17 protein-coding genes are annotated in these 18,387 nt (G+C 70.9%); 8 read left to right on the forward strand and 9 right to left on the reverse strand.

The annotated features are described in order from the left end of the window. Positions 1-2: 2 nt before the first annotated feature. From fusA to OWM54_RS00875, 3 genes are all read right to left on the reverse strand, one after another. Complete coding sequence (gene fusA / locus OWM54_RS00865) at positions 3-2,111, reverse strand: elongation factor G (RefSeq protein ID WP_267696346.1); 2,109 nt, start codon at positions 2,109-2,111, stop codon at positions 3-5. 466 nt (positions 2,112-2,577) lie between these two features. Next, complete coding sequence (locus OWM54_RS00870; protein WP_267696347.1) at positions 2,578-3,774, reverse strand: cyclic nucleotide-binding domain-containing protein; 1,197 nt, start codon at positions 3,772-3,774, stop codon at positions 2,578-2,580. 155 nt (positions 3,775-3,929) lie between these two features. Beyond that, a complete protein-coding gene (locus tag OWM54_RS00875; RefSeq protein WP_248545650.1) occupies positions 3,930-4,418 on the reverse strand; it encodes an FKBP-type peptidyl-prolyl cis-trans isomerase in 489 nt (162 codons plus the stop codon). A gap of 190 nt (positions 4,419-4,608) precedes the next feature. Between OWM54_RS00875 and OWM54_RS00880 the strand changes: the two genes are divergently transcribed. From OWM54_RS00880 to OWM54_RS00910, 7 genes are all read left to right on the forward strand, one after another. Beyond that, positions 4,609-5,805 carry a metallophosphoesterase gene (locus tag OWM54_RS00880; RefSeq protein ID WP_267696348.1) on the forward strand — a complete coding sequence of 399 codons (1,197 nt, stop codon included), beginning with the start codon at positions 4,609-4,611 and terminating at the stop codon, positions 5,803-5,805. Between the two features lie 124 nt (positions 5,806-5,929). After that, entirely contained in the window at positions 5,930-6,475 is a 546-nt protein-coding gene (locus OWM54_RS00885; RefSeq protein WP_223750037.1) for an RNA polymerase sigma factor, read from the forward strand. Then, entirely contained in the window at positions 6,472-7,140 is a 669-nt protein-coding gene (locus OWM54_RS00890; RefSeq protein WP_141325045.1) for a DUF1109 domain-containing protein, read from the forward strand. Before OWM54_RS00885 ends, OWM54_RS00890 begins: the two co-directional genes overlap by 4 nt. After that, positions 7,137-7,466, forward strand: a complete 330-nt coding sequence (locus tag OWM54_RS00895) for a Carotenogenesis protein CarS (RefSeq protein WP_223749951.1) — start codon at positions 7,137-7,139, stop codon at positions 7,464-7,466. The genes OWM54_RS00890 and OWM54_RS00895 overlap by 4 nt, the downstream gene beginning before the upstream one ends. A 43-nt stretch (positions 7,467-7,509) precedes the next feature. Then, a complete protein-coding gene (locus OWM54_RS00900) occupies positions 7,510-8,268 on the forward strand; it encodes an RNA ligase family protein (RefSeq protein WP_267696349.1) in 759 nt (252 codons plus the stop codon). Further along, entirely contained in the window at positions 8,265-9,461 is a 1,197-nt protein-coding gene (locus OWM54_RS00905) for a non-canonical purine NTP pyrophosphatase (protein ID WP_267696350.1), read from the forward strand. The genes OWM54_RS00900 and OWM54_RS00905 overlap by 4 nt, the downstream gene beginning before the upstream one ends. Next, positions 9,458-10,258, forward strand: a complete 801-nt coding sequence (locus OWM54_RS00910; protein WP_223749954.1) for a nucleotidyl transferase AbiEii/AbiGii toxin family protein — start codon at positions 9,458-9,460, stop codon at positions 10,256-10,258. Before OWM54_RS00905 ends, OWM54_RS00910 begins: the two co-directional genes overlap by 4 nt. Positions 10,259-10,270: 12 nt before the next feature. Here the strand turns inward: OWM54_RS00910 and OWM54_RS00915 are convergent, their stop codons facing one another. Next, complete coding sequence (locus OWM54_RS00915) at positions 10,271-12,028, reverse strand: hypothetical protein (RefSeq protein WP_267696351.1); 1,758 nt, start codon at positions 12,026-12,028, stop codon at positions 10,271-10,273. Between the two features lie 61 nt (positions 12,029-12,089). Next, positions 12,090-13,259, reverse strand: a complete 1,170-nt coding sequence (locus OWM54_RS00920; RefSeq protein WP_267696352.1) for an AI-2E family transporter — start codon at positions 13,257-13,259, stop codon at positions 12,090-12,092. Positions 13,260-13,361: 102 nt separating this feature from the next. Between OWM54_RS00920 and OWM54_RS00925 the strand changes: the two genes are divergently transcribed. Then, positions 13,362-13,847, forward strand: coding sequence for a hypothetical protein (locus tag OWM54_RS00925; protein ID WP_223749957.1), 486 nt, complete (start codon positions 13,362-13,364; stop codon positions 13,845-13,847). A 30-nt stretch (positions 13,848-13,877) separates the two neighbouring features. Here OWM54_RS00925 and OWM54_RS00930 read toward each other — a convergent pair whose 3' ends face one another. The 4 genes from OWM54_RS00930 to OWM54_RS00945 all read right to left on the reverse strand — a co-directional run bounded on the left by OWM54_RS00930 (position 13,878) and on the right by OWM54_RS00945 (position 18,367). Further along, the gene (locus tag OWM54_RS00930) at positions 13,878-13,994 is read right to left on the reverse strand and encodes a hypothetical protein (protein WP_046713536.1); all 117 of its coding nucleotides are present in this window, start codon (positions 13,992-13,994) and stop codon (positions 13,878-13,880) included. A 43-nt stretch (positions 13,995-14,037) separates the two neighbouring features. Further along, positions 14,038-15,417: a P1 family peptidase gene (locus OWM54_RS00935; protein WP_223749958.1), complete on the reverse strand. Its 1,380-nt coding sequence runs from the start codon at positions 15,415-15,417 to the stop codon at positions 14,038-14,040. 104 nt (positions 15,418-15,521) lie between these two features. Then, entirely contained in the window at positions 15,522-17,768 is a 2,247-nt protein-coding gene (locus OWM54_RS00940) for a D-alanine--D-alanine ligase family protein (protein ID WP_223784414.1), read from the reverse strand. Next, the gene (locus OWM54_RS00945) at positions 17,753-18,367 is read right to left on the reverse strand and encodes an RDD family protein (RefSeq protein WP_223750038.1); all 615 of its coding nucleotides are present in this window, start codon (positions 18,365-18,367) and stop codon (positions 17,753-17,755) included. Before OWM54_RS00945 ends, OWM54_RS00940 begins: the two co-directional genes overlap by 16 nt. Between the last annotated feature and the right edge of the window lie 20 nt (positions 18,368-18,387).

Raw genomic sequence — 18,387 nt, forward strand, 5'->3', positions numbered from 1 at the left:
CATCATGCGTGAGTCACGGCCAAGGACGGCTGGAGCGCGTCCGGCAGAGGCTCGTACTCACCCAGGCGCATGCTCGCCTGGGCCCTGCCTTGAGTCCGACCACGCAGGCTCGTCACGTAGCCGAAGAGGCTGGCCATGGGGACGCGCGCAGAGACGACTCGCGCGTTGCCCCGCTCCTCCATCCCCAACACCCTGCCCCGCCGCGCGGCGAGGTCACCCAGCACGTCGCCCAGGTACGCCTCGGGCGTCGTCACCTCCACCGCCATCACGGGCTCGAGCACCCGCACGCCAGCGGCCCTCACCGCCTCCTGCAGCGCCAGGGAGCCGGCCGTGGAGAACGCCTGGGGCGTGGAGTCGCGCACGTGCGTGTCTCCATCCACCAGCCGGACCTCCACGTCCACGAGCGCCACGCCGTCGCGCACGCCCTTCTCCATGGCCCCCGCCACGCCCTTCTGGATGGCCGGCACCAGCTCCCTCGGGATGGAGCCGCCCTTGGTGTCGTCCACGAACACGAGCCCCGCGCCGCGCGCCGCCGGAGCCACGTCCAGCACCACGTACGCATACTGACCGGGCCCGCCCGATTGACGGACGTGGCGGTACTCCTGGCGCACCGCGCGCTGGAGCGTGTCGCGGTAGGCCACCTTGGGCTGTCCCACGCGCGCCTCCACGCCGTACTCCGTCCTCAAGCGGTCCACGACGACCTCCAGGTGAAGCTCACCCATTCCGGACAGCAGCACCTGGCCACTCTCCGGGTCCACGCCCACGCGCAGCGACGGATCCTCCGCCGCCAGACGATGCAGGCCCTCCTCCAGCTTCGGCAGTTCCGCCGGTGACTTCGCCTCCACGGCCAGGTGAACCACGGGCTCCGGGAAGCCGAGCGACTCGAGCACCACGGGGGCCTCCAGGTCGCTCAGCGTGTCTCCGGTGCGCACGCCCTTCAGGCCGAGCGCCGCGGCGATGTCTCCCGCATGGACCTCCTCCACCTCCTCCCGGCGATTGGCATGCATGAACATCAGCCGGCCCACCCGTTCCCGCTTGCCGGTGGCGGAGTTGAGCAGGACGGTGCCCGCGCGCAGCGTGCCCGAGTACACGCGCAGGAAGACGATGTTCCCCACGTTCTTGTCACTCATCATCTTGAACGCCAGCGCGGCCGGAGGACTGTCGTCCGCGGGCTCACGCGTGGTCCGCTGCTCCGTGCCGTACACGGAGCCCTCCACCGCCGGCAGGTCCGACGGCGCGGGCAGGTAGTCGACGACGGCGTCCAGCAGCATCTGCACTCCCTTCTTCTTGAACGCCGCACCGGCGAGCACCGGCACCAGCACGCGCGACAGCGTCCCCGCGCGCAACGCACGCACGAGCTCCGCCTCGCCAATCTCCTCCAGCCGTCCGTCCACGAACTTCTCCATCACCGCGTCGTCCAGGTCCGCCGCGGCCTCGATGAGCCGCAGCCGCCAGCGCTCCACCTCCGCGCGCGCCTCCTCGGGAATGGGGAGGCCGTCGCGGTACTCACCGCCGTCGCCGTCGAAGAGGACCGTCTTCATCCGGACCAGGTCCACCAGCCCCTGGAACTCAGCGCCCGCGCCCATGAGCGGCCACTGCACCGCCACCGGGCGAGCGCCCAGCCGCTCCCGGATGGACTCCAGGCTCATGACGAAGTCCGCGCCCACCTTGTCCATCTTGTTGATGAACGCGATGCGCGGGACGCCGTAGCGGTCCGCCTGACGCCACACGGCCTCGGACTGGGGCTCCACGCCCTGGCTCGCGTCGAACACGGCCACCGCGCCGTCCAGCACGCGCAGGGAGCGCTCCACCTCGATGGTGAAGTCCACGTGTCCCGGCGTGTCCAGGATGTTGATGCGGTGGGGCAAACCCGCCGAGGGCCCCGTGCGAGGAGACCAGAACGCGGTGGTGGCCGCGGAGGTGATGGTGATGCCGCGCTGCTTCTCCTGCGGCAGCCAGTCCATCTCCGTGGAGCCGTCGTGCACCTCGCCCGTGGAGTGGATGCGACCGGTGAAGAACAGGACGCGCTCGGTGAGCGTCGTCTTGCCCGCGTCGATGTGCGCCATGATGCCGATGTTGCGATACCGCTCGATGCGAGTGCTGCGAGGCATGAAGGACTCCCGTTCCCGTCGGGCAGCGAGGCCCGCGGGGGGTGATGAAGTGAGGAGCCGGTTGGTGAGGGACGACGGACGAGGCGCCGTCGAGGTGCCCGTCCACGCGCGACGCGCCGGAGGGGCGTGAGAGCCCGCTCAGGGACGCATGGAACGAAGGCACACGACGGCCCTCATCGAGCCAGGGCGGAACCGGACTTCACGACACACGGGAACCAGCAAACCCGCGCGCCGGAAGGACTCCGGCCCGCCTGCTCAAATGTCGAGCAGAACCTCGTGACGGGGGGCAAGGCACACGTCCGCCGCCGGCGCGGGGACGCGCATCAGCAGGGCTGTGAAGGAGACGGGCCTCATGATGGGATTGAGATAAAGCAGACGACTGTGATTGTCAATTCGCCCCAGGGCACGCGCGTCCAGGCGGGCACGCGCAACGTCCCAGGGCGCAAGGCATCGCGAGCCTGCGCCGTCAGGTGCTGAGGGCCCGCACGCGCGCGGCGAGGTTCTGCGTGAACAGCCGGAAGATGCGCAGCGCGGCGCCCTCGTGCGTGTCCAGGTAGTGCTGGAAGCCCGCCCGGGTGATGCGCAGCGCGCGCACCGACGTGCGCGCCTTCACCCGCGCCGATACGGGCGCGTCCTGGACCAGGGAGATCTCCCCCAGGTAGGCCCCCGGCCCCAGCGTGTTGAGCCGGCGCGCGTCGTCCTCCGTGCCGGTGTAGACGTCCACGGTGCCCTCCAGCAGCACGAAGAGGCCCACGCCCGCCGCGCCCTTCTCCAGCATGACGGCGCCCGCCGGGATGAGGACCTGACGCGCCACGCGGTAGAGGTCCTTCATGTCCTCCAGCGACAGCTCGCCGAAGATGGGGATGGCCTTGAGGTAGTTGTACCCATTGGCCTCCGGCGACGAGCTCTGCGCGGGGAGCCGGGCGATGACGGCCTCTGCCTCCGCGTCCATGCCCATGCGGCGCAGCAGCCGCGCCTTCTCCGCGGCCAGCGCCGGGTCTCCACGCGCCGTCTCCGAGGCGCGCAGCGTGTCCGCGAGCAGCGCCAGCGCCCGACGCGTGAAGCCCTCCGCGTCCAGCAGCATGCACATGCGCAGCACCGACTCGATGTGGCGCGCGTCCCCCGCGGGCACGCACCCCAGCGCCTCCACCTCCGCGTGGGGCTGGCCCAGCTCGCGATACAGGAGCGCGCCCTCGTGCGGACGCCCCAGGCGGACCAGGCAGTGCGCCACCTGCTCGCGCGAGCCGAGCCCCCGGTACACCTCCAGGGCCCGCTCCAGCGCGCCACCCCGCTCGAAGGCCGCGGCCGCGCGCTCCGGCTCACCCGCGCGCAGGAAGGCCTCCGCCGCGTCCACGTACTGTCCGCCCTGGACGTAGAGCGCCGCCATCCGCGACTCCTCGCCACAGCCCTGCAACAGCCGCGCGGCGCCCGCGAAGTCACGCGCCCACGACAGGACCTCCGACAGTTGCTGGCGCTCTCGCGCGGGGGCCAGCGCCGCGTCCCGCAGCAGCCGCTCGCGCTGGGCCGCGCTCAGCTCTTCATAGAGCCGGGCGGCCGTCGCGGCGGACTCCAGCCCCATCAGGGCCTGCAGCGCCTGGAGCGTTCCCTCCGCCCCGGCCCTCTCCCCATTCCCCTCGACCACTTCCGACTCGGAACCCGACATTGCGTCCCCCTCGCCGGAGGATGAAACCCCCAAGTCGGGACTCCTCCTCGGACGACCCGACTCCCCGGCAGACGTGGGGCGGCTATATCACCCCTTGTTTCACCGAGGAGCCTCCGGGGCGCCCGTCAAGTGGACGCGAGGACGAGGCGCGGCCTTCAGCGGACCGAGACGAGCTCCGTGTCGAAGATGAGCACCGCGTAGGGGGGAATCCTCGGCGGGTTGCCCTCCGCGCCGTAGGCCAGGTCATACGGGAGGATGAGGCGGCGCTTGCCCCCCACGCGCATGCCCACGATGCCCTGATCCCACCCCTTGATGACGTACCCCGCCCCCAGGTCGAAGGCCAGCGCGGGCCCGCCCTCGGAGGTCGTGAAGCGCGTGCCGTCCGGAAACCAGCCCGTGTAGTGCACCTGGACGCGCCTGCCCGCGACGGCCTCGGGGCCCGTGCCCACCTCCTGGTCCAGGAGGAAGAGGCCGCTGTCCAGGCGCGTCATCGCCGCCAGGTCCACGTTCAGGCTCGCCGCGTACGTCACCTTCGTCGGATCACCATCGTCCGGGTTGCCCACCGGCGTGGGCTCCTTGGGGTCATCTCCACACCCCACCAGCGGGAGCACCAGGGCACAGAGCAGCACGAAGCGACGAAGCATTGGAGGTCCTCGGAAAGGAGCGCGGGCCGCGAGGCCCGCGATGAACAGTCCCAAGCCTGCCCCGATGCGTCCGTTCGCGAAAGCGGAAGTGCGACCGCCTGCCTGCCGCCAGGGGCGTCTGGAGCCACTGGAGAGACCGCTGGCGAAATGCACGGGCACGGGCCGAGGGCTTCCGCTATTCAGGAGCGCGATGCCCCGCTGGCTCAGCCTCCTCCTGTTCTTCGTCCCCGTGCTCGCGCTGATGGCGGGCGCCCATGTCTACCTCTACCGCCGGCTGGTGAGGGACCTCATCCCGCGCCAGGCGCCGCGGCGCGCCGCACAGGTGCTCTTCTCGCTCGGCTTCCTCGGCGCGGTGGGCTTCCGCTTCCTGGGGAGCCTGTTCCCCTCGGACCTGACGCGCGCGGTGGGCATCGGCCTGCTCGCGTGGATGGGGCTGGTGATGTACCTGCTCTTCTTCACGCTGGGGGCGGAGCTGCTCGAGCGTGGCAGGCGCAGGCTCGCGCGCCGTGCCGCACCGCCCACCGAGCAGCCCGCCTCGGGTCCGCCCTCTCCCGAGCGCCGCGCCATCATCACCGGTGGCCTGGCCTTGGGCGCGGGCCTGGCGGGCGTGGCGACGACCTCGTTCGGCGCCTGGCGGGCCTTCCATCCGCCCGACGTACGCGACACCCCGGTGCGCCTGCCCCGGCTGCCTCGGGCGCTGGACGGCTTCACCCTGGTGCAGCTCACCGACATCCACGTGGGGGACGTGCTCCAGCGCCACTTCGTGGACGAGCTGGTGGCGCGCACCAACGCGCTGAAGCCGGACGTCATCGCCATCACCGGGGACCTGGTCGACGGCACCGTGGCGGACCTGGGGGCCTACGTGGCCGGCTTCGGCGCCCTGCGCGCGCGACATGGGGTGTACTTCGTCACCGGAAACCATGACTACTATTCGGGCGCATCGTCATGGGTCGCCTACCTGGAGCGTCTGGGCATCAACGTGTTGCGCAATCGCGCCGTGTCCATCGGCGACGCGAGCGCATCGTTCATGCTCGCGGGCGTGGACGACTGGAGCGCGGACCGGATGGGTCTGCCCGGATACGACCTGGACGCGGCGCTGCGCGAGGTGAGCCCGGACCAGGCCTCGGTGCTGCTGGCGCACCAGCCCTCCAACTTCGACGAAGTCGCCCGGCGAGGCGTGGGGCTCCAGGTCTCCGGCCACACCCACGGTGGCCAGATGTTCCCGGGCAACGTGGTGGGAGACCTCATCTGGCGGGAGCGCAACGCGGGGCTCAGCCGCACGGGCGACTCGCAGATCTACGTCAGCCGCGGCTGCGGCTTCGTGGGCCCGCCGATGCGCGTGGGGGCCCCGCCCGAGATCGCCCGCCTGGTGCTGATGCCCGGATAGGCCCTGGCGGGCTGGCGCGCCGCCTCGTCGGGCATCCCTGCATCGGGTGCCCGACACAGGCTCTCCGAGGGGCCTGGGGGACTCCGGAAACACATTTCAGGGTGGGCCGTCCATGAGCCGGGTGATGGGGAGTCCCTCGGACGAAGAGCTCATGGAACGGTTCTGCGCTGGTGCACAAGACGCCTTCGAGGCCCTCTTCGCCCGTCACTCGGGGCGGGTGCAGGGCTTCCTGACGCGGATGGTGCGCGACGGCTCGCTCGCCGAGGACCTCTTGCAGACCACCTTCCTGTCCGTCGTCCGGGCCCGCGGCCGCTATGAGCGCGGCACCCGCTTCTCCCCCTGGTTGATGACCATCGCCGCCAACGCCGCGCGCGATGCACTGCGCCACCGTCAGCACGTGGACGCCTACTCCTCCGGAGAGGGCACAGGCGCTCCTACATCCGCGCCCCCACCCTCCGGGGACCCGTCGCTGCGCCGGCACCTGCTGGACGCGTTACAACAGCTTCCTCCCGACCACCGCGAGGCGGTGGTGCTGAGCAAGGTGGAGGGCTGGTCGTTCGAGGAGATTGCCGCGCTCCGGGGCATCAGCGCCGGCGCCGCGCGGCTGCGGGCGCATCGGGGATACGAGAAGCTCCGGGAGCTGCTCGGAGGGCTGGGAGAGGCGCGATGAAGACGCCCATGGACATCGACGCCCTGCTCCAGGAGGAGCCCCGCCCGCCGGACACCGCGGCGCTGGAGCGCGCCCTCGCGAGCGCCCGGAGCGAGCTGGCGCTGCGCAAGCCCGTGCGGAGCTGGCGCACCCTGGCCACGTGGATGATGGCGTCCTCGGGAGGCATCGCGCTGCTGGCCGCCGGGGTGATGCTGGCGGTGGGCGCGGTCAGCGCGGCGGCCCTGTGGACGCGCGCGCCGCTGTTGCTCCTGTTGCTCGTGACGAGCGGCGTGTGTGCCTGGGGCGCGCTGTCTCCGCGCGGACGGGATTTGCGTCGGGCCGCCGTGGGACTGGCCATGGCCTGCGCGGCGACGCTCGTGCTCGCGCGTGGCTCTCCGACGACGCCTCCATCCCTGCCCGGCTGGGTGTGCACCGCGAGCCACCTGGCCGTGGGCATCATCCCCCTGGTGATGGCCGTGGTGGTGCTGCGCGGGGCCGCGTTCCAGCCGCTGCGCGCCCTGTGCGCTGGGCTGTCCGTCGGCACGACGGGCGCCTTCGTCGGTGAGCTGGCCTGCGAGCAGGACTGGCGCCACGTCGCGGGCTACCACCTGTTCGCCTGGGGGCTCATCTGTGTGGTGGCCCTCGTCGTTTCACGCACCCTCAAGCCCCGCTCCTACGCCCCATGAACGACCCCTCCCTCATCGTGAGCACGAACGTGGACGGCGCGCCGGTGAGGATTGGCGAGCGCGTGAAGGTCGTCGCCCACTCGTCCGACGGCACCATCAGCGCCGGCTTCCTGGGCCACACCGGCGTCGTCGTGGCGCTCGTATACGACGACCCCGTGGCCCAGTACCCCGCGGACCCGCTCATCCAGGTGCGCGTCGACGGCCTGGGCGAGGACCTGTTCTTCATGGACGAGCTCGTCCCGGAGTGGGCCTCCGCGCCCCTGCCGCGCCCGCCTCGCGAGAAGAAGGCCGAGCGGCCCCGCCCCACCGTGTGGCGCGTGCAGTGAGCGCCCGACACGGCGCACCGGAGCAGGGCATGATTCCGGGGTGGTGACACCGCCCGACGCTCCGCTCCGCCCGCTGGGTCGCAAGGCCTACGGCTCGATTCCCCACCTGCCCGGCTCGCGCACGGGTCCCGCCGACCACCACCTGAGCACCGCGCTGGCCCGCGTCTGCACCGAGCGCCTTCGCGACGAGAAGGACCGCGTCATCGTCCTGGAGAAGCTGGACGGCTCGTGTGTCGCCGCCGCGAGGCTCGGGGATGAAGTCGTCGCGCTCGGTCGCGAGGGGCGCCTCGCCGCGAGCTCCCCCAACGAGGCCCGTAGGATGTGGGCGGACTGGGTCTCCCTCCATGCCGAGCGCTTCAGGGCCGTGCTCCAACCCGGCGAGTGGATGGTCGGCGAGTGGCTCGCGCTCGCCCATGGCACCCGCTACGCGCTGCCGCACGAGCCGTTCGTCGTGTTCGACCTGATGCACCAGGGACAGCGCCTGCCGTGGGAGCAGCTCACCGCCCGAGTCGGTGCGGGCGGCTTCGTCACGCCAGGGCTCATCCACGAGGGCGGCCCGCTCGACATCGAGTCCGCCCTGGGCCGCCTCGCGTCGGGAGGCTTCCATGGGGCGGAGGACCCCGTGGAGGGCGCGGTGTGGCGCCTGGAGCGACAGGTCGGCAAGGGTGTCAGGGTGGAGCTGCTGACCAAGTATGTCCGTCGCGACAAGGTGGACGGGAGCCTCCTGCCCGAGAACACCGGGCGACCCGCCCACTGGAACTGGCGCCCGTCGGCGCCCTCTGCGCGGGAAGTGCTTCCATGAGCCGGGCCCTCTTCGTCACCGGGAACCGCTACAAGGCCGACGAGGTCGGCCGACTGCTGGCGGGACTCGACGTCTCGCCCAGGAAGCTCGCGCTGCCCGGCCTCTCCGACGCGGAGCTCCAGGGCCCGGGCCCGTTGGACCTCGCGAGCATCGCGAAGCGCAAGGTGCTGGCGGCCTCCGCCGTGCTGGGCGCGCCATGCTTCGTGGAGACCACCGCCCTGGAGCTGGATGACGGCACCTGCTTCACCGGCGCGCGCTTCAAGAAGGAGCTGCTCGAGCGGGGCATGCAGGACTTCCTCTCCGAGCACGGTGGCCGTCGTGGGCGCACGCGCGTGGCCGTGGCCTTCAGCGAGGACGGGCATCCGGACCACGTCCGCATCTTCGAGGACGCCATCGAGGGCATGCTGCTCACCGAGCCGCGTGGCAGCGGCGGCTTCGGCTGGGACAACGCGTGGCTGCCGGATGGCTACCAGCGCACGCTCGCGGAGATGGAGCGCAACAAGTTCTTCCTCAACATGCGCCACCGGCCCTACCTGGAGCTGGCCGACCTGCTGCGCCCCGCGTCCCCGGGCGGCGCCTACGAGGCCCACCTCACCGTCTCCGCCCGCTCGGAGGAGGACCTGCGGCGCTTCCGCGCGTTCTGCGACGCGGCTTCCGTGAAGTGCATCTTCATCGAGCTGGGCCGAGGCGCCGAGCCGTTCCAACCCATGACGGCCTCGTACCACCACGGCACGCTCCGCCATGCGCTGGAGGAGGTCAGGGACATGGCGCGCGCTCTCGCCAGCGACGGCTTCGACGTGACGCGAATGAAGCTGGAGGCCCTGGGCAAGAACCGCGACATGCCGGAGGACGACGCCGCGGCGCTCGCCCAGCCGTCCAACTACTTCGAGTTCCACGTGAAGGTCCTGCTCCCCGCGCACGGCGCGGACCTGGAGGCCCTGCAGGCCCGCTGCGCGAGCCATGGTGCCCACCTGTCCCGCAACGCGCGCAAGGTGCGCGAGGACGGCGCCTCCGAGCGCTTCGTCACGCTCCGCGTCCACGGCCTGGGCAAGGTGAAGGCGGATGCGCGCTTCGACGCGCTCTTGGAGGACCTCTCGGGGCTGGGTCTGCCGCTGACGCAGCGGCTGCGCGAGTACACCGTCTACGACTCCAACCACGCGCTGGACCGGGGCTGGCTGGAGACCTCGACATGAGCCCCCTGCCCTTCCCGCTCCGCGCCAGCGCCGCCGCGCTCCGTCGGCTCGCGCGCACGTCCCAGGCCCCTCACCTCATCCTGCGGGGCGGGCTGATGATGCGACTGTGGAGCGGCCCCGTCCCGCGCCCGGTGGAGGACCTGGACTTCCTCGCGGCCTTCCCCTTCCACGAGGGCGACACGGTGGACCGGTTCGTGGACGTGCTGGGCGTGGACGTCGGAGATGGCTTCGTCTTCGGCGCCCTGCGCTCGGAGGTCATCTGGGCGGAGACACCATTCCCCGGCGTGCGCATCCACGTGGAGACGTGGCTGCCCGGCGAAGAGTCCCCTCAGCTGCTGCGCATCGACACCGGCTTCGGCGACCCGATGAATCCGCCGCCCGCCTGGTTGGACTACGCGACGGACGACGGCACCACCGCGCGCGTGCTCGCGTGTCGTCCCGAGACGTTGCTCGCGTGGAAGCTCCACGGCCTCTTCGAGCGAGGCAAGGGACGCTTCCGCCCCAAGGACCTGTTCGACGTGTACCTGCTCACGCGTCACGCGCCGCTGGAGTCCGCGCTGTTGCCCGCGGCGCTGCGGCTCGCGTTCGACTCGCGCGGAGACTCGCTGGACGTGATGGAGCGGCTGGTGTCCGGCGAGCTGGGCCAGAGTCCGTGGAGCCTGGAGAAGTGGGCGCGCTATCGGGCCAGTCAGGCCGAGGGACGCCCCGAGCGACTCTCGGAGGTGGTGACGGCGGTCTCCGTCGCCATCCGTCCGGTGTGGGCCGCGGCGCGAGCGCTTCCATCCTCGCGCCCGTGATCCGCTCGGTCGTCAATACGACGCCGTGAGTCCCCAGTGGATGCTGGAGTACGTGTCCTCGGCCACGCCTCCGTTGTCCCAGCCGATGCGCGCGCCCGGGCCACTGAAGGTATCCTTGTAATGCGACAGCTTGAAGCGCAGCTGGTAGCCGAACGGGCCCCACAGCTCGCCGGCGACGCCCAGCTCCGCCTCCCAGCCGAACGTCGACACTGACGTACCGTAGTCACTCACCTCCAGGTCCAGCGCGCCGCCCTCGTCATCGAACCCCTGGCCGGGCTTCGGGCTGATGAAGAGCTGCCCCGCGGCCTCCAGCCGCACCTGACGAAGCAGCGGCACGGAGACCTCCAGGCCCACCGCCGGGTACAAGCGATGCGTGCTGGACAGCGGACTGTCCGCGTCCTCCTCCACGTCGAACGCGCGCGTGAGCAGGCCCGCCTTCACCCCGGCGTAGCCCAGCAGCTGGCGCGACGAGCCGAAGCCGAAGAAGTAGCGGTACATCGCCTGCGCGGTGAGCACCGAGTCGGTGGCCACCACCTCACGCGTGGCGGACTGGCCCACGTCGTTGAACAGCGTCACGTTGGTGGAGGCATACCCGCGCCGGTAGCCCAGCACCGCGCCCAGGCCGCGCAACGCGGAGGGACGGCGCGCGAAGGGCAACAGCTCCAGCTCCGCGGAGATGCCCAGGTACGGCACGGAGGACTCGTAGTCGGCGCGATCTCCGACCTGCTCCTCCTCGGGCTTGCGGTCGAACTCGCCGCAGGACTTCACGCCCGGACGCGTGCAGTACTTCCGCCACGTCGTCGTGCCGCCCAGCGTGAGCCGGGCCAGCGGCGGACGCGGCGGCTCCTCGCCCACGGTGCCACCCGAGCCCGTGTCCAGCTCCACCTCGAGGAACGGGTCCGTCGTCGTGTGCGACTCGGGCTCCTCGTCCATCGGCGGAGGTCCGTCCTTCGGCTGGGGGCCGATGGCCACCATGTCGGGCGCCTTCGGAGCGGGCTTCGGGCGCTCGGGCTCCAGCGGCTTCGGGCTCTCCACGGGACGCTCGGCCACGGGCTCCAGCGGCTTCGGCGTCTCCATCGGCTTCTCGGACGGAGGCGTCGGCGTCCGGGGCGCCTCGGCGACGGGCGTCGGAGGCGTCACGGGCTCGACGGGAGCGAGCGGCTCGGACGGGGTGACGGGCTCCTCGAACGGACGCGTCGCGCCACTCAGCGCCTCGACCACCGCGGCCACCGCCAGCTTCACGTCCGCGGGCGCGAGCCTGCCCCGCGTCAGCTTCACGTCCTGCTCCCCCAGCACGGTGCCGCTCGCGTCCAGCACGCGCACCGTCAGGCTCGAGCCGCTCACGGTGCCAGTGACGGCCGCGTCCAGCTTCATCCTCGGCGCCACCCGGGCCAGGGGCGCGTCGGTGAACAGGGTGTTGCCCTTCAGGCCTTCCTTCTTGCCGAGGGTGGCGTACTGCTTCAGCGACGCCACCTTCACCGGCTTCGCGCGGCGCAGGGCCGACTCGAGCTGTGCCCGGACCTTCCCGCCGCGATCTCCCTCCACCGTCAACACGACGAGCTGCTTGGGGGCCTCCCTGGGCGTGGCCGTCTTCCTGGACTTCGCCTCCCGCGCCTTGGCCGGCTTCGCCTTCGCCTTGGGCGCCACCACCTGGGCGGGCACCACGCGCTTCTTCTTGACGACCTGCGCCAGCGCTCCCGGGGAGGCCAGCGTCACCGCCGTGAAGAGCACCAGGCCCCAGCGGACCATCGCGTGTTGGGAGTTCATCATTCGGGACTGGAAGGTTCACCCAGCCCGCACGCGATGTCCAGGCTTGCCCGGCGGTCCGCTCTCAGGCGTTGAGGTGCGCCGGGGCTCCCACCACCGAGGGAGCGGACACGGGCCGCCCCTCCGACTCAGGCTCGCTCCCCTCCTCGTCGGTGGACTCCCGCGCCGACCCGGTGGACTCCGCCACGTAGGCCGCGCGGCCGATGCCCAGGAAGTCGCGACGGTAGATGCGCACCATCGCCATGAAGATGGACGCGATGAGCGGCCCCACCAGGAGCCCCATCATCCCGAACACGGCCAGACCGCCGAACATGGACAGGAAGACGAGCAGCGGGTGCAGTGCCATGCGCGAGCCGCACAGCCGGGGGCGGATGACGTTGTCGATGGTCCCCACCAGGAAGGTGCCCCACGCGAGCAGGAAGACGCCCTCGCTCACCTTGCCCATGGCGATGAACACCACGCCGATGGGGCCCCACACCAGCGCCGTGCCGCCCACGGGCACCAGCGCCACCAGCACCATGGCCGCGCCCCACACCCCCGCGTGCGGCACCCCGGCGATGAGCAACCCCACGAAGCCCACCGCGCCCTGGATGAGCGCCGTGACGGTGTTGCCGTAGACGATGGCGTACGCGACGTCGGTGAACTCGCGCGAGAAGGCCTCGAAGTAGCGGCGGTCCAACGGAATCAGCCGCGTCACCTCCGCGACGAGCCGGCGACCGTCGAGGAAGAAGTAGTACATGGCCACCGTCATCAGGAACATGTTGATGACCAGCTCCGTGCCCGCACCCACCAGGTCCTTGAGCAGGGCCGCGCCGCCCGTCACCGCCGCCATCAGCGAGCGCTCCGTCTGCGCGCTCTCCAGGTCGAACCGGATGTAGCGGCTCAGGCCGCGGGGCAGGCTGGAGGCGAACTGGTGACGCAGGTCCACCCGCTCGAGCAGGTCCTGCGCCTGGCCGACGAACTGGAACACCTCACGCGCCACCATCCACCCGACGAGGGCCAGCGGCGCGAGGATGAGGAGGAATACCGTGAGGGTGGACAACCCGGCGCACAAGGGCTTGCGGCCCCGCAGCTTCTGACACAGGTAGTCCTGCACCGGCATGAACAGGACGACCAGGAAGCCGCCCAGCAACACCGGCATCAGGAACGGCAACAGAATCCTGGAGAAGAGAATCAACGCCAGCGCAAACAGCGCCGCGAACACGTAGTTCGACCACCGCCGCGAATCAGCCACCGCCCCACCCCACCCCGCCCGACGAGCCCACTGCCCGCTTCCAACCTAGGAATCGCGCTTCCCGCCGGGAAGTCCGACATCCCCCACATGAGGACACCACCCATGACTACTGGACGTTTGACGCTGACGGGCCTCGCGGTACTGGCCACTGCCCTGGGACTCGGCGCCCCGGGCTGCGGAGACTCCGCCGCGCCGTGCACTGACTGTCCGGCGATGGAGGGCCGCTATCGCATGGCCTTCGGCGACGCGGGGGTGCCCGCCGAATGCCTCAACCTGGGTGTGGAGCTGCCGCGCAACAGGCCCCTGGACGTCACCCGCTCGGCAGACCGACTCATCGGGAACCTGGAAGGCGTGGGACTGTTGGGGACCATCTCCGCCGAGGGCTCCTTCTCCATGGCCGGCACGGGCCCGGGACAGGACGGCGGGAGGATGGACACGCTGAGCCTCGCCGGTCGCTACACGTCCCCCGAGGGGGACGGCGGCACGGCGCGACTCGACGGGACGTTCACGGGGAACTTCTCGCGCCCGGGCGTGGAGCCGCCCCAGCGGTGCAGCTTCGTCACCCCGTTCTCGGCGACCCGGGAATAGCGCCACGGGCCGCCAACGGGGCGGACCTGCCTACTTCTTCTTCTCGGCGGCGGCCTTGGCCTCCGCCTTGTTCTTCTTGGCCCGCTTCTTCCAGGCCTGCTTGATCTTCATCTGCACGCGGCGGTGCTTGCTCTTGCTGCGGGCCATCGTTGACTCCTGTGCTCCATGACGGAGACGTGAAAAGAGGCGCTTAACTATCAGAACCTGAAGGGCTCCCGGAAGAGGAACCCTCCGGAGGGGGTCCGGAGGCCGTTTCGGGGCCTGGGGCCGCCCCCTCGGCCACCTCGGGAGCGGGGCGCGTCGGGTAGGGAATGCCCTCCGCCCCCCGGACCTGGGTGGGTCTGGCGGCGGACACCGTCACCTCCCCCTCCCGGTCCTCGTCGGTGGGCTTCTCCCGGGAGGCGGGGGCGCTGCTCTGCTGGGGGCGCTTCTTGACCGAGGCGAAGATGGGCTTGAACGCGTCCAGGAAGCGGCGGACCTCGTCCAGGGGGAGCGCCGGGCAGTGGTTGCCGTTGGCGCCCGTCATGGAGGTGGCCATGCACATGGCGTTGAGGATGGCCTCCTCGGTGGCCTCCATCACCGCCTCGTAGAGGGGGTCCAGGCGCTGATCCAGCAGCAGCTTCAGCTTGTAGACCATCTTCTGCGTGCGGCGCGGGATGATGTTCGCGGTGGAGAAGCCCACCACGATTTCGCCCGAGCCGTGCGCCGCGTAGCTGCCCACCCGGCCGATGCCCAGGCCCACGCGCTTGCACAGGCGGTTGATCTGATGGCTGAGCAGCGGCGCGTCGGTGGCGACCACCGCGATGATGGAGCCGTAGGTGGTGCCGCGCTTGGGGGCGCCCTTGAACTTCTCCGCCAGCACCTCGCCCATGGGCAGGCCGCCCACGCGCAGGTTGTGCATCTTCCCGAAGTTGGACATCACCAGCACGCCCAGCGTGTAGCCGCCCAGCACCTCCGGCAGCTTGCGGGACGACGTGCCGATGCCGCCCTTGAAGTCGCACGTCACCATGCCGGTGCCGCCGCCCACGTTGCCCTCGGCCACCGGGCCGGACGCCGCGTTGCGGATGGCCTCGAAGACGTGCTCCTCGCGCACGTGCCGGCCGGAGATGTCGTTGAGCCACGAGTCGTCGCACTCTCCGACGACGGGGATGATGACGTCGTGCTCGTCGCCGATGCCCGGGTAGCGCTCCACCAGGTGGCGGGCCACGCCGTCCGACACCGCGCCCACCGCCATGGTGTTGGTGAGCAGGATGGGCGTCTCGATGAGGCCCCACTCCATGAGCTGCGTCATGCCGGAGACCTCGCCCGCGCCGTTGAGCACGAAGCCGCCTCCCGTCATCCGCTCCATGAAGATGTTGCCCTTGTTGGGCATGATGGCCGTCACGCCCGTGCGCACCGGGCCGTGCCCCGGCCTCAGCGGGCCGTCGCCCTGGATGAGCGTGCAGTGGCCGACGAGCACGCCCTCCACGTCGGTGATGGCGTTGTATTTGCCGGGCTTGAACCGGCCCAACGGAAGTCCCAGCTCGCGGGCGCGAACCCGCGGTCCCATGTACTCGGGGATGTGCACCATGCCGGCCACACTAGCGGACCATCACCCACCGTCAACCACTCCGACCGCGTAATATCTTCAGGCGCTCGAAAGGCCCTCCTCGGAGGGCCCCGAGAGGCCGAGCATCACGCCTTGGCTTCGATGCGCGGCACGCCGTCCGTCGACGCGGGCGCGGTGCTGGCATCATTCACGGGAGTGTTCGAGCCATTCGGCGCAGCGCTGCTCCCGGGCGCGACCGGAGCCGAGGTGGCGACAGGCGCGGCGTGCTCGTCGAGCGCGGGGCCCTTGTGCAGCCCTGGCTGCACGACGGGATGCGGGTGCTCGCTGGCGGCGCGGCGCGACGCGCGCTCCTTGTAGCGGCGGATGGCGGGGGCCATGATCTCACCGATGAGCGCGCGGTAGTCCATGCCCGCGCCTTGCGCGATGAGCACCAGGTCGCTCCACCCGGGCGTGAGGCCGGGCAGCGGGTTGCACTCGATGAAGTAGATGCGCCCCTTGTCGTCCATGCGGAAGTCGATGCGCGCGACGTCGCGGCATCCCAGCGCCATGAACGAGCTGCGCGCGGCCGTGCGCAGCTTCTCCAGCAGCGCGGGCTCCAGCTTGGCCGGCGCGTCGTAGCGGATGCGGTCCGTCCAATCCAGCTTGTGCTGGAAGCTGTACACGGGGTTCTTCTCCCCCTTGTCCAGGAAGACGATTTCCATGGGCGGCAGCACGCGCGGGCGCCGCTCGCCGAGCAGGCCCACCGTGAACTCACGCCCACCGATGTACTCCTCGATGAGCGCCGGCTGCTGGTACTTGCTGGCGATCTCGCGCACCACCTCGCGCAGCTCCGCCTCGCTGTGGCAGACGCTCTTGGTGACGACGCCCTTGGAGCTGCCCTCCGCCACCGGCTTCACGATGAGCGGGAAGGTGGTGAACTCCTTGTTGAGCCGCTCCTTGCCCGTGGCCATCAGCTGGAAGTTGGGCGTGAGGATGCCCGCCTGACGGACGATCTTCTTCGCCAGCGCCTTGTCCAAGGCGATGGAGAGCGTCGCCGGATCGCTGCCCGTGTACGGGATGTCCAGGAGCTCCAGCATGGCCGGCACCTGGCTCTCGCGGTTGCGGCCCTTGAAGCCCTCGGCGATGTTGAAGACGATGTCCAGCGGCGTGCTCGACAGCACCGTGGGCAGCTCCGCGGTGGCCTCCAGGTCGATGACCTCGTGACCCCAGGACGCAATCGCCTCGCGGATGGCCTGCAGCGTGTTGGGCGAGTCGTACTCCGCCTCGCTGTCCTCCACCGCCTCGCCGTGGGCGCTCGGCTTGACGCGCTTGACGTTGTACGTGAAGCCGACGCGCAAGGGCCCCGTCTTGCGCGCGGGCTTGCCCTGGCGCCGGGAGGAGTCCTTGATCTTGTAGCGCTTGGCCGCGCTCTGGATGATGGAGTTGATGACCCCGTCCAGGTGCAGACCGTCCAGCTCCGCGGAGGCGTAGATGCCCGCGCCCGGCTCCAGGCTGGGCAGCGCGTTGATCTCCAGGAAGTACGGCACGCCCGCGTCGCTCAGGCGGAAGTCGATGCGGCCCAGATCCCTGCAGTCGAGCGCCTGGTAGATCTTCTGCGCCATCTTCCGCACGTCCTCGGCGGTGCGCGCCGGGATGCGCGCGGGCGCGAGCACCGAGACGGCGCTCTCCTTCTTCGTCTTCAGCTCGTAGTCGTAGATGGCGTAGCGCCGGCCCGCCGTCACCGCCGGGTCCACCACGTACTCCACGGGCGTGAGCACGCCGTCGTAGTCGTTGTCCACCGCGGCCAGGAACGGCACCGTCAGGTCGCGCCCCGGGATGTACTCCTCCACCAGCACGCCGGCGGGGTACTTCTCCAGCGCGGCGGACACCTTGGCGCGCACCTCGTCCAGCGTCTCCGCGATGGAGTCCTGGGTGATGCCCTTGGAGGAGCCCTCGAAGTTGGGCTTCACGATGACGGGGAAGCGCAGGTTCTCCGCGGTCAGCTCGCTGAGCTTCTCCACGTACTGCCAGCCCGGGGTGCGGATGCCCTGCTTGGACAACACGAGCTTGGTGAGCTGCTTGTCCAGCGTCACCGCCAGCGCGTACGCGTCCGAGCCCGTGTACGGGAAGCCCAGCTCGTCGAAGAGCGCGGGATAGAACGCCTCGCGGAAGCGGCCGCGGCGGCCCTCGGCGGTGTTGAAGATGAGGTCGGGGCTGTACGCCTCCAGCCGCGCCACGGTGCGCGAGGCGGGGCCGCTGACCTCGAAGCGCTCCAGCCGGTGGCCCAGCCGCTCGATGGCCGCCGCCAGCGCGTTGACCGTCTCCTGGGTGTCGAACTCCGCTTCTTCTTCCGAATCAGACAACCTGAGATTGTGGGTCAGCGCGATGCGCACGGTAGCCCCCTTCTCTTCTTGAGCGAGCGACCGCGGCGCACCTTCGCCGCGGACATGAGTCTGCCCGGCGCGCGCTGATGCGCCACCGGGTCGCGGGCTGCAACGGTTGCGCCCGCCACAACCTTCCCGTCCACCACCTGCGTCTGCGCCCAGGTGTCGCCGAGCCGCCAGCCGAGCGGATCCCTCACCACGCGCCACGCCTCGATGCCGCCGATGACGACCAGCCCCGCCACCGCGGCCACCGGCCCCAGCGGCTCCGGCATCATCCCCAACAAGACGATGAGCGACAGCGGCGCGTTGCGCAGCGTGCTGTCGCGGTGTCGCGCCGCCGAGCGCGTGGGCAGGTGCATCACCTTCACGCCGAAGATGCGCTTGCCCACGCTCTGGCCCTGGATCATCCCGTCCGCGAGCAGGAGGAACAGCAGCGCGACGACGGAGCCCGCGCGGCCGCACACGACATACAGGCCCCACGCCACCGCCACGTCCACCGCGCGCGCGCCAAGGCGCAGCCACAAGGACGCCTTCGGGTACGGCGAGCCCGGCTCACTGTCCTCGACGACGAGCCTCAACGCGCGGCCACCGCCACGGCTGGCCGCCATCAGGATGCGCTCTGGGGGCG

The organism is Myxococcus sp. MISCRS1 (assembly GCF_026626605.1).
GTDB lineage: Bacteria > Myxococcota > Myxococcia > Myxococcales > Myxococcaceae > Myxococcus > Myxococcus fulvus.